This is a genomic window from Flavobacterium sp. HJ-32-4 (assembly GCF_022532105.1).
Lineage (GTDB): Bacteria > Bacteroidota > Bacteroidia > Flavobacteriales > Flavobacteriaceae > Flavobacterium.
In genome coordinates this window covers 511,306-523,029 of the sequence record NZ_CP092832.1, presented here as the reverse complement: position 1 = coordinate 523,029, position 11,724 = coordinate 511,306, and the positions used below count along the sequence as shown (strand labels likewise).

The window sequence follows — 11,724 nt, the reverse complement described above, 5'->3', positions numbered from 1 at the left end:
AGATGAAGAAACTATATTTGGCGGCGTTAGCCGTTTTGCTGGGTGCTACGGGTCTCTATGCGCAGCAGGATCCACACTATACGCAGTATATGTATAATATGAACGTTATGAACCCGGCGTATGCGGGCTCGAAAGACCATCTCTCGATGGGTCTTCTCTACCGCAAGCAGTGGGTTAATTTGGACGGTGCCCCTGAGACGGCTACCTTTTCAGGTTCGTTGCCTGTTGGCAGGAACGTAGGTTTGGGTCTTTCGGTGATATCGGATAAGATCGGTCCTGTAGAGGAGCAGAACGCCTATGGTGACTTCTCCTACACCCTTCGTTTGAACGGTGAGCACCGCCTGGCCTTTGGTCTGAAGGCGGGCGCTACCTTCCAGCGGATCGGTCTATACAGCGACATCAACAACGGGAACCTTCCCGACCCGAGCGATGACGCCTTCCAGGAGAACACCAACAATGTGTATTTGAACATCGGTGGGGGTTTGTTCTACTACACCGACCATTACTACCTGGCCTTTTCGGTACCGAACATGCTCAAGGCGACCCAACTGGACTACAACGGGCGGAAGTTCGGCAGCGAGACGCGGCACTTCTTCCTTACCGGAGGTTATGTCTTCAACCTGAGTTCGACGGTTAAGTTCAAGCCCTTTGCGATGTGGAAAGGTGCCTTTGATGCCCCTACGTCGGTGGATGTCTCGACCAACTTCCTCTTCAATGAGAAGTTTGAAATCGGTGCCACCTACCGTGTAGATGACAGCTTTGGTGGATTGGTGAACTATGCGATCAACCCGAACATCCGCATCGGTTATGCCTATGACCATGTGATCTCGGATATCAAGACCGTTACCACGTCTTCGCACGAGATCATCCTTTTGTTCGATCTTGACTTCCCGAAGAAGGTATCACGTTCACCACGTTTTTTCTAACATAAACCTGAACACGACAATGAAAAAAACAGCACTTATATTCAGTTTTGTGTTAGCTGCCGCATTCTCGGTGCAGGCACAGAACAGAGACACTGAGACGGCCGATAAGCTCTTCCGTCGATTGGAGTATGTGGATGCCGCCAAGGAATACGAATCGTTGGTAGAGAAGAAGAAGGGGAGCAGCTATGTGTACAAGCAACTGGCCGAAGCCTACTACAATATGTTCAACCCGAAGGAAGCAGCCAAGTGGTATGCCCGTATCATCAACGAGCCCCAGGATGCTGAGACGTACTTTAAGTATGCCCAGATGCTGAAGATGAACGGCAAGTATGAAGAGGCCAACAAATGGATGAAGAAGTTCGCCTCGATGGCCCCCTCGGACCAACGTGCGGTGGAGTTCATGAAGAACCCGGACTACCTTCCCAAGCTTCTTGACAAGAGCAAGGCCTTCAACGTAAAGACAATGGCCATCAACAGCCCGGAGTCAGACTTTGGCCCTGTGCTCTCCAATGACAACTTCCTTTACTTCACCTCGGCCCGCAACAAGTCGCGCAAGACCTATGGTTGGAACGATGAGCCGTATCTGGATATGTACCAGGCGGTTCGCAACGCCGATGGCAGCTATGCAGAACCTACCCCTATTACGGGTATCAACAGCAAGTGGCACGACGGCCCGGCTACGATAAGCGCCGATGGCAAGACGATGTACTTCTCCTCGGAGAGCTTCAAGGAAAAGGAATACGTAAAGGACAGAAAGGTAAAGAACGCGAAGCTTAACCGCGGACAGGTCTACATCTACAAAGCCACCAAGACCGGCGACGGCTGGGGCAATGTCAAGGAAGTACCTTTCAACAACAAGGAGTACTCTACCGGCAACCCAAGCCTTTCCAAAGACGGCAAGACGCTGTACTTCTCATCGGATATGCCAGGTGGCTTCGGAGGCTCTGATATCTGGAAGGTATCCATCAACGGCGACACCTACGGCACACCGGAGAACCTGGGCAAGATGGTCAACACCGAAGGCTCGGAGAACTTCCCATCGATTACCGACGAAGGACTGCTGTATTACGCCTCAAACGGCAAACCGGGCCTTGGCGGACTCGACATCTTTGTCTTCGATACCAAGAAACCGGCCGAGGCGACCAATTTAGGCAAGCCGGTCAACAGTGAGAAAGACGACTTCTCCTTCAGCTTCAACACGGCCCAGAACATTGGCTTTTTGGCCTCGAACCGTTCGGGTAGTGACGATCTCTACATCGCCGACCCAATATGTAGCGTAGAGGCCACGGTTATGGTCACCAACGCCAAGACAGGCCAACCGATCGATGGAGCTCGCGTGGCAATCCTCGACGATAAGAAGAACGTGATTGAGACGCGCAACTCCGACTCGAACGGGGCGGTGGTCTATACGGTAGAGTGTAACAAGTCCTACACCGTCCAGGCGATGAAAGACGGCTTTGAGAGCGGCACCTTTGGTATCGACAAGAACAAGGGCGGCAAGGTAGAGGTACCGGCGGCATTGAACCCGATCGATGTGATCGTGACCGAAACCGAAATCATCCTCAAAGACATCTTCTTCGAGTACAACAAGAGCAACATCACCCCGCAGGGCGCTTTCGAACTTGACAAGCTCGTACAGGTGTTGAATAACAACCCGAACATGGTGATACTGGTCAAGTCGCACACCGACAACCGCGGTTCCGACAAATATAACCTCGACCTCTCCGACCGTCGTGCCAAGTCCACGGTGGCGTATGTCATCTCGAAAGGCATCTCCAAAGACCGCATCTCGGGCAAGGGCTATGGCGAGAGCGAGCCGAAGGTCGACTGCAAAGAGGCCTGCACCGAAGAACAACACGCGATGAACCGCCGAAGCGAGTTCCTCATCGTGAAGAAATAACGGATTACCCCGTAGAAAAAAGGCCTGCAATCGCGGGCCTTTTTTTATATGGTTTCTACTACGGAATAGGTATAGCCGGTAGCCTGTGTAATCGCGCTGCCGTCTACGATACGTCCGTCTGCTCCGCCAGGCAGGAAGGTCGGCGGCAACAGATTCCGTTCAGCAGCCTTTTGGGTATAATACGCACGTTTGGAGGGGTGGTAAGGGGGTACAACATTGAAGGTCTCACCCCAGCGGTTTTGGTCAATAACTGTTTTACTAACGCCGATACAATCGTCCAGGTGCACCAGGTTAATCGGTGCGTCGCCATCGGGAATACCAGTTCGTCCGGCAAGTGACGTAATAGGATGTCGATCCGGACCCGTGAGTCCACCCAAACGAAGCACCGTCGTCAACGGGAAGGAAGCTCGCAGCGCATTCTCCACTGCCACTATCTCAGAGGCCGATGGCGTGTCAGGATGTACACCTGTATCTTCCGTAACAAGTCCTTTTTCGTTTCCATATACCGAAATCGAACTCGTGAACAGGATATGCTGTATCCCGGCTTCCTTAAAATCGGAAAACAACGATACGATTTTTTCCAAGTAGCCACTTTCACCTCTTTTGGGTGGAAGCGTCAGGATTAGGATATCACATTGCAGAAAGCGCTTATGGTTGACGAACGCATCGGGTCCGGCTATAAGGCGGTACGCGTCTATTCCGGCTTCTTTGAGTAGCGGCAGCTGGGATTCCCGGGTTGTAGAACCCTTGACGACGCGCCCATTCTTTATCAGTTCTTTCGCTAACGGAAGTCCTAACCATCCGCATCCAAGAATACTAATTTCAGCCATTTCGGTTTTCTGCGGGAATGGTATCGCGAACGACGGGTTGTGTGGGCGGTGCGGGCGTGAAAGGACCAGAGGGTACGATTTTCTTCCGCACCATAACCGCATCGTTCACCAGAAACGGTTTCGGCATATAGCGGTCTGGCCGCGGCTTAACGCCGTAAAGTGGATTTTCCAACAAGTCAAACGAAGATTCCACCACTTCCATTTGCGGCTTTATATGAGCGTCTACATAAAAGGTGAACTCCAGCGGTCGCTGCGCACTGACGTAATAGGACAGGACGAGTTTGTCGTCGCGACCCGCCGCCATCTTCGACGAGAACCGATCAGGAACGATTTCCCCATTTGCCTTAAGGTCGTACAGGCGGCACGATTTGGTCAGGAATACATCATAGCGGTTTACCGGACGCCGTGGCGTAATCCGGATCGAGAGATAGCGCCGATTGCCCGCTGTCGAATCCTTCAGGAAATCGATAGAAGGCGTCGGTACGTTTACTAATGCGGCAGGAGCAGCCAGACGAAACATCCGGCCATATTTGCTCGACAACGACAGGTCATTTACTACAGGGATAGCTTTGGGATTTGTACCCAGGTAAGCCGCCGTCCACTCATCAGCAGTGGCGTCATACGAAGCCCAGTAAGCACTTTTCGCGTCGGCGTTGAGATAATACACTAAACTGTCGGGCAGGGCTTTTCCTTTGGCATAGTCCGAATCAAAATGGGCTTTCACGAAAAACACCGCAGCGAGTAGTAACAGGGCTGAGCCCCAGACATTCTTTTTCGGGAACTGACCTAATAAGGGTAAAACCAGCGCGAACAGAAATACCAACAACACCATCGCACCCGGAATCATCACCAGTCCGAGTCCTACCGGGAACATCTTGATAAATGGTACTATAATGATCAGGGAAGGTAGGGCGAGGATCCAGTTCAGGATTCTATTTACCCGTTGGGTTGCCACAAAAACGGCAAGCATCACTAATCCAGACAAGGCCGGCCAGATAAAATACGAAGCGCCCGGCAAACCGACACAAAGAACCGCATTCAGGATAATCCACAACAGCAAAGGCCCTGTGAAGTGGTTGAGGGCTTTATTACGGGCTGACCAGCGTTTATAGCAATAAAAACAAATAGACAGGGTGAGGGCCGAAAAAGCCGCAATGTACCAATAGCCATTGTAGGTAAAGCCATGTTGGATCTCATGATACGAGGGATACGCCCACAATAACAGTTGCCATCCGCCCCAACTGACAAGTACCGACAGCAGCAAGGCAATCAGGAAAGGAAGCAATCCTCCTACCATATCACGGGGTACCAACACCCTTTTACCCAATCCGACGAATACGATGCCACCGAACAGTAGAAAGGCGACGACCACAAGCGGCACGTTCCACGAAAAAGAGTAATGGACGAGCGCGACAGGCGTATTGAAATATACCTCTTCGTCTTCCGATTCCAGCGATGAAAGATCGGCGTTCCCCAAAGACTGGAGCAACGGCATGAGGTACGTGCCCTGGTGCGCCAGCGTCGTAGGATCAAGACGCGCCGCATCGTCCTGCGCGGTATGATAGTCGAAGTGATCGTCTATAAAAGCAAAATTGAAGCCCTGGATGTGGCGGTCTTCGCGGAAAACCGTGAGATCCGTATCGTTTGGTAACATCTTGTAGATGCTGTACATCAGGGAATTGGTGACTGGGTAACGCGGATGGGCGTCGGCAAATGCCCGGATCATGGCAGCGTTACCGCCGTTGACCTCCATCAGCATGCAAGATGGACCGCCGCTGCCACGCGCCTCGAAATTGAGCACCAATCCGGCGTCTTTTGCCCACGGGTGCCGATTTACAAATAAAGAAGCGCCGTTCAGGCCAAGTTCTTCCGCATCGGTGAACAAGACGATGATATCGTTTCGATGGGACGTTTTATTGTGAAGGAAGGCACGCAGTCCTTCGAGTACCGTAGCCACACCGGATGCATCGTCCGATGCGCCTTTTGACTTGCTGTGTGGCGCACTGTCATAGTGGGAGAGAAGTACCAACGCCTTTCCCGAGTTGGTTCCCGGGATGCGGGCCAGAAGGTTTCGCGCATATACCAGCTTGTCACCATCGCCGATGACAAAACCTTCCTGTCGCTGCGGACGCAATCCGAGCTCACGGAGTTGCTGTTCGATATACAGGACGACTTCCTCATGGGCCGGACTTCCCACATAATGCGGCTTTTGGCTGATTTGGGTCACGTGCTCCATCGCCCGCTTCGTCGAAAATTCGGACAGTGGGACTTTGTCGCGAACCACCACAGGTTTAAGAGTAAAGAGTACCCAACAGGCCATACAGGCGAGTACGCATGCGGTGAGAAGGGAGTAGGTTTTTTTCTTCATAGTCAGGCGCCTTGGAGGCCGAAAGCAAAACAGTAAACATGTGGGGTTCGACAAATCTAAAAAAAAGTGCTGACATTCAGGGCTATTGAACCGAATTGTGTGCGAAAAAAGCGATAGAACAATCGCCTCCGGATGTTGATATTTTAACAATTGATGCGGTTTTCCCGTACTTTAAAAGGAAAAAGCCGCTGTAGTTTTACACCTATAAACCTTAAATTTTTACACGCCATGAATGCACTTAAGAACCGCGTACAATTAATCGGCCACGTAGGTGGTGATCCGGAAATCAAGGATTTCGAAAAAGGAAAAAAGCGGGCCGTCCTGAACCTCGCCACCAACGATGTTTATAAGAATGACAAAGGGGAGAAGGTAGAGGAAACGCAATGGCATCGGGTCATCGCATGGGGCAAACCTGCGGAAATCATCGAAAAGTATGTCAATAAGGGCAAGGAAATTGCGATTGAAGGCAAACTGACGCACAAGACCTACGAAGACAAAAACGGAGAGCGGCGGTTTCTCACGGAAGTAGTGGTGAGCGAATTGTTGTTGCTGGGCAAATAATCAACGGTAGAGCGATACGGCCTCCCGGTAGGTATTGGCGTGGGCTTCGATAATCGTTTGGATATCGGGCGAATACCCGCCTCCCATGCTACATTGCACCGGAATACCCGCCTCCCGGCATACACTCAGCACGAATCGGTCGCGTTGCCGGCAGCCTTCGACGGTACAGCCCAGTTTTCCCAATTTGTCTGTTGCGAGTATGTCTACTCCCGCCAGATAGAACACGAAATCGGGTGCTGTCTTCCGTAATAAGGGTGGAAGGATGTCGTGTAACGTTTTCAAATAGACAGCATCGTCGGTGCCGTCCTCCAGTGCGATGTCGAGGTGTGATTGTTCTTTTTTGAACGGATAGTTGGTACGACCATGCATGGAAAAGGTGAACACGTCATGGCGGCCTGCGAAAATAGACGCTGTTCCGTTTCCCTGGTGTACGTCGAGATCCACAATGAGGATGCGTGACGCCTGACCGTGATCCAATAGGTATTGCGCGGCGACAGCCTGGTCATTCAGCAGGCAAAACGCCTCTCCGTGTGCCCTGTAGGCATGATGGGTGCCTCCTGCGATATTGAAGGCAATGCCGGTTTCGAGCGCCTTCAGGGAACCATCGATGGTCCCTTGGGTAATACGAAGTTCGCGTTCGACCAATTCGGCTGAAAGTGGGAAGCCTACTTTTCGGGCCGCCCGGGGATCGATTGATAGGCAACACAGCGCGTCAACGTAACCAGGGTCATGGACGGCGCAGACAGCATCCAATGAAGCAGGTTCGGGACTAAAGAAATCACTTTGAGATAAAGTGCCTTCGTATAGCAACTGTTCCGGCAACAGCTCATATTTCTGCATCGGGAAGCGGTGGCCCTCCGGCAGCGGGTGTCGATAAAGAGGATGGAAAGCGACAGGGATCATTCGTCGGCACCGTCCCGGAATCGCCGCAGTAGGAGTTGTTTCGTCGCGCGGTCGTAGTAAGCAAACAATACATCGTGATGGTAGACAGCCGATGCGGACGGGCCTTCCAACTCCTCTTCTTCTGCAAAGGTGCCTATCTTGTCGAGTGCCAGTAATTGTGGAGGCATGTCTTTATGACGGAAATCGTTATCAAAGACAGCATCGAAGAAGACGAATTGCGACGAATCAGAAAATGCGCCGAAATCCGTCGCACCGCCGCCCAACACCATAGCGGTTCCGGCCGCGATGCCCAGGAATACGTCGCCGGCGGTCGCAATTCCGCGCATCCCCCCGATGGTAACCAGAAGGTCTTCCGGTGAACGGTATACGGTGAGTCCGACGGAACTGCCCGACAGGCGTCTCAAAAAGCGTTTGCTTCCGGTTATTTGGTTCGGGGGGCTGTCGTCTACCTGGGCTAATAAAGGGGAATTCCGGAAGCTGATGTCCTCGTTGGCGTTGGCGGTGTAGCGCCCTATTTCCGTTCCGGTGGCAACATCCGTACAGGTGAGCATCATCGCTTCTTCCGCTACGAGTAATTGATAGAGCCGCCCTTCATGGAAAAAAGAGTTCTGTCGCTCGGCACCTTCAAGGCTGGGGAACGACAGGGTTTTCTGGGTCACGTGAAAATCGGGATCGATTGCAAAGAGTACGGTTTGCTTCCGGTTGATATCAAATGTCAGTACAAACCTGTTTTCGAAGGAATACAGCTTGACAGGACCCGTAGCGGAAGCCGCCGGATTCGGCAGGGAAGGGTCGATTTTCTGTAGGCCGGAGGCCAAAAGGAGCTCATTCAGTTTGATCTTCCGGCCCCGGGTGTCTTCGAGGTCATAAGAAGAGAGGTCGATAGTCCGGACCTCCGGATTTCCGTTGCTGAAGCAGTAAAAGGAAAGGAAGGGGTTCGTATCGGACGCCGTAACAATGTAAAAACGCTTGTTCTCGCTGAAGGAGCAGAGATAGGTTTGTTTTGCGTAGTCAATTGATACGACTGATTTGGACACCGAACGCGTCGACAGGTTGTAGCGATAGGCCAGTATTTTATCAAAGTCTGGCTTGCTCCAGTATACGGTGAAGCTTTCGGTATCTGAACTATATCCAGCCATAGCGGTATATTCCCGATCCGGTCGGGGCACCGAAATCGAGTCCCGAAAAAACAGGGCGCGGTTATAGGAAAGGAGGTAGGTCCGGTCAGCGTCGGAGGCCATTAGGTAGGTTCCGTTGGTTCCGTTGGGAGCCAAAAGCAATTGCTGACGTGCGATGGGTCGTTGCAATTCCAGGGGCAACGAATGCATAATGGTCTGTGCGGCGATGGTCAGGGGCAGCAGCCCAATCAAAGCCAATAGTCGGTTTTTCATAGCAATAGAAAACAACGTCTAAGGTACGAAATTATCCGACCTCAGGTCATTATGAAAAAAGCGGAAGTACCTCAGAAATCGTTGTAAAGGAACGAAACCGTTCGTGCACCACCTCGTGGTCGATGCGCTCGTGGGCCCAGGTCGTGTGGAAGGGTATATGGGCGGCATGCCCACCGATCTCAAGCACCGGTAGCACATCCGACTTCAATGAGTTTCCAATCATGAAAAACTCAGACGGAGCGATGTCCAGACGTTTCAAAAGGTCTAGGTAGTCCTTTTCTTTTTTGTCTGACATGACCTCGATGTGGTGGAAATACTTACCAAGGCCGGATTTGTGCAACTTGCGTCTTTGATCAAGCAGATCGCCTTTTGTGGCGACTACCAATCGAAACCGACCGTGTAAGGCTTGTAAGGTCGCTTCGACGCCGTCCAAAAGTTCGATGGGTTTATCGAGTAGTTCCTTCCCGTATTCAAGGATTTTCCCGACGGCTTCGACCCGAACGGTATTGTTGGAAATCTTCAGCGCCGCTTCAATCATGGAAAGGATATATCCCTTAATGCCGTATCCGTAAAGGGGAAGGTTGTCAATCTCGACCTTGAACAGCTCCTGCGAGAGTCCCTGGTGTGATAAGTAATCCTCCATCAGGCCACAGAACTTACGTTCCGTTTCTTCGAAATAGGGTTCGTTGACGAACAGGGTATCGTCGGCGTCGAAGGCAATGACTTTGATATCCATGATTAATTGATGGTTGCGCCATTGGCTACCCCGTCGCGATCGGGATTCACAAACACCAATTTTCCTTCGGCATCCTGGGTCATGAGGATCATCCCCTGGCTTTCCACACCCCGCAGGGCACGCGGCGCCAGGTTGACCAATACGGTTACCCGTTTTCCTACCACTTCCTCTGGCGAGAAATGCTCGGCTATGCCTGATACAATGGTACGTACGTCAATTCCGGTGTCGACTTTCAGCACTAGCAATTTGTTCGCTTTTGGCATCTTTTCTGCTTCAAGTATGGTGCCTGTACGGATGTCCATCTTCGCGAAGTCGTCGTATTGTATGAGGTCTTTTTGTGGTTCCACGGCGGTATTTTCAGCTTTATTGGCGTTTTTCGTTGCCTCTAGTTTGTCAATCTGTTTCTGGATGTCGGCGTCTTCAATTTTTGTAAAGAGCAGTTCGGACGCACCCAGTTGTGTGCCTGGTGATAGGATCGTCTGTGGTTTGGCCACTTCGTCCCAATCGTTGACGCCTTCCGGAGAAGGGTGCATGCCCAGCATCTGGCGTAAGCGGGCGGCAGTGAAAGGAAGGAAAGGTTCGGCTACAACGGCCAGCGCCGTAGCAATCTGCAGGGCCACGAACAATTGCGTTTTGACGCGCTCGGGGTTGTCTTTCACGATTTTCCAAGGCTCTTCGTCGGCTAGGTATTTGTTCCCCAGTCGGGCCACGTTCATCATCTCGCCCAATGCTTCCCGGAAACGGTAACGCTCAATGGAGCTGGCAATGACGTCCGGATAGGCACGCATTTCGGTCAGCACCTGCTCGTCCACCTCGGAAAACGTACCCGGTTCGGGCACGATGCCGTCATAGTATTTGTGCGTAAGCACGACTACACGGTTGATGAAGTTGCCCAAAATGGCAACTAGTTCGTTGTTATTTCTCGCCTGAAAATCTCTCCAAGTGAAGTCGTTGTCTTTTGTTTCAGGGGCGTTGGCCGTCAGGGCATACCGCAATACATCCTGTTTGCCAGGGAACTCCTCGAGGTATTCGTTCAGCCATACCGCCCAGTTTTTGGAGGTAGACAGCTTATTTCCTTCCAGGTTCAGGAACTCGTTCGCCGGAACGTTATCAGGCAGGATGTAACTCCCTTCCGCCTTGAGCATGGCCGGGAAAATAACACAATGGAACACAATATTGTCTTTCCCAATGAAGTGGACAAGTTTCGTATCGGCGTCCTTCCAGTATGGCTCCCAATCCTTCCCGACGCGAGCCGCCCATTCTTTTGTGGACGAGATGTAGCCGATGGGTGCGTCGAACCATACATACAGCACTTTTCCTTCAGCCCCTTCCACCGGAACCGGGATTCCCCAGTCGAGGTCGCGGGTCACGGCGCGCGGTTTCAATCCGTCCTCCAGCCACGACTTCACCTGGCCGTATACGTTCGGTTTCCAGTCTTTCGCATGCCCTTTTAGAATCCATTCCCGTAAAAAGGCGTCGTATTGGTCAAGCGGCAAAAACCAGTGTTTGGTCGTCCGCAAGACAGGCGTTTCACCACTCAGGGTCGACTTCGGGTTGATAAGGTCGGTCGCATTCAAGGAAGAGCCGCAGCGCTCACACTGATCACCGTAGGCTTCGGGGTTGCTGCATTTCGGACAGGTTCCGGTTACGAAACGGTCGGCCAGGAATTGTTGCGCTTTCTCATCATACAATTGCTCGGTCGTTTCCTCGATGAATTTTCCGTCTTCGTAGAGTTTTCGAAAGAACTCAGAGGCGGTGTCGTGATGGATTTTCGCCGATGTACGGGAGTAATTATCGAAGGATATGCCGAAATCCGCGAACGATTGCCGGATGATGGCGTCGTACTTATCGATTACCTGTTGGGGCGTAATGCCTTCTTTCTTCGCTTTCATCGAAATGGCTACACCGTGCTCATCGCTTCCGCAGATGAAAGCCACGTCGCGATTTTGCGCGCGCAGGTAGCGGGCATAGATGTCGGATGGCACATACACGCCCGCCAAATGACCGATATGGATGGGGCCATTTGTATACGGCAGTGCCGCCGTGATGGTATAGCGTTTCGGAAGTTTCGTCATAACAGTGGAAATTGAGCGCAAAAATAGCGAATGT

9 protein-coding genes are annotated in these 11,724 nt (G+C 51.9%); 3 read left to right on the top strand and 6 right to left on the bottom strand.

Annotated elements, in window-relative coordinates; genetic code table 11:
• Positions 1-2 precede the first annotated feature (2 nt).
• Positions 3-926, top strand: a complete 924-nt coding sequence (locus tag MKO97_RS02000) for a type IX secretion system membrane protein PorP/SprF (protein WP_241104402.1) — start codon at positions 3-5, stop codon at positions 924-926.
• 19 nt (positions 927-945) lie between these two features.
• Positions 946-2,826, top strand: a complete 1,881-nt coding sequence (locus MKO97_RS01995) for an OmpA family protein (RefSeq protein WP_241104401.1) — start codon at positions 946-948, stop codon at positions 2,824-2,826.
• A 44-nt stretch (positions 2,827-2,870) separates the two neighbouring features.
• On the opposite strand, the gene MKO97_RS01990 is transcribed toward MKO97_RS01995, so the two are convergent.
• Both MKO97_RS01990 and MKO97_RS01985 read right to left on the bottom strand, forming a co-directional pair.
• The gene (locus MKO97_RS01990; protein ID WP_241104400.1) at positions 2,871-3,656 is read right to left on the bottom strand and encodes an SDR family oxidoreductase; all 786 of its coding nucleotides are present in this window, start codon (positions 3,654-3,656) and stop codon (positions 2,871-2,873) included.
• The gene (locus MKO97_RS01985; protein ID WP_241104399.1) at positions 3,649-6,024 is read right to left on the bottom strand and encodes a M20/M25/M40 family metallo-hydrolase; all 2,376 of its coding nucleotides are present in this window, start codon (positions 6,022-6,024) and stop codon (positions 3,649-3,651) included. Before MKO97_RS01985 ends, MKO97_RS01990 begins: the two co-directional genes overlap by 8 nt.
• A 228-nt stretch (positions 6,025-6,252) precedes the next feature.
• On the opposite strand from MKO97_RS01985, the gene MKO97_RS01980 reads away from it, so the two are divergent.
• Positions 6,253-6,585 (top strand): single-stranded DNA-binding protein, encoded by a 333-nt coding sequence (locus MKO97_RS01980; RefSeq protein WP_241104398.1) that lies wholly within the window; start codon positions 6,253-6,255, stop codon positions 6,583-6,585.
• Here the strand turns inward: MKO97_RS01980 and MKO97_RS01975 are convergent, their stop codons facing one another.
• From MKO97_RS01975 to metG, 4 genes are read right to left on the bottom strand one after another with little or no spacing between them, the layout of a single operon-like run.
• Entirely contained in the window at positions 6,586-7,488 is a 903-nt protein-coding gene (locus MKO97_RS01975) for a histone deacetylase (protein WP_241104397.1), read from the bottom strand.
• Positions 7,485-8,879, bottom strand: a complete 1,395-nt coding sequence (locus MKO97_RS01970) for a hypothetical protein (RefSeq protein WP_241104396.1) — start codon at positions 8,877-8,879, stop codon at positions 7,485-7,487. Before MKO97_RS01970 ends, MKO97_RS01975 begins: the two co-directional genes overlap by 4 nt.
• Before the next feature lie 49 nt (positions 8,880-8,928).
• The gene (locus MKO97_RS01965; protein ID WP_241104395.1) at positions 8,929-9,615 is read right to left on the bottom strand and encodes an HAD family hydrolase; all 687 of its coding nucleotides are present in this window, start codon (positions 9,613-9,615) and stop codon (positions 8,929-8,931) included.
• A 2-nt stretch (positions 9,616-9,617) separates the two neighbouring features.
• Positions 9,618-11,690 carry a methionine--tRNA ligase gene (metG, locus tag MKO97_RS01960; protein ID WP_241104394.1) on the bottom strand — a complete coding sequence of 691 codons (2,073 nt, stop codon included), beginning with the start codon at positions 11,688-11,690 and terminating at the stop codon, positions 9,618-9,620.
• Positions 11,691-11,724: the final 34 nt, after the last annotated feature.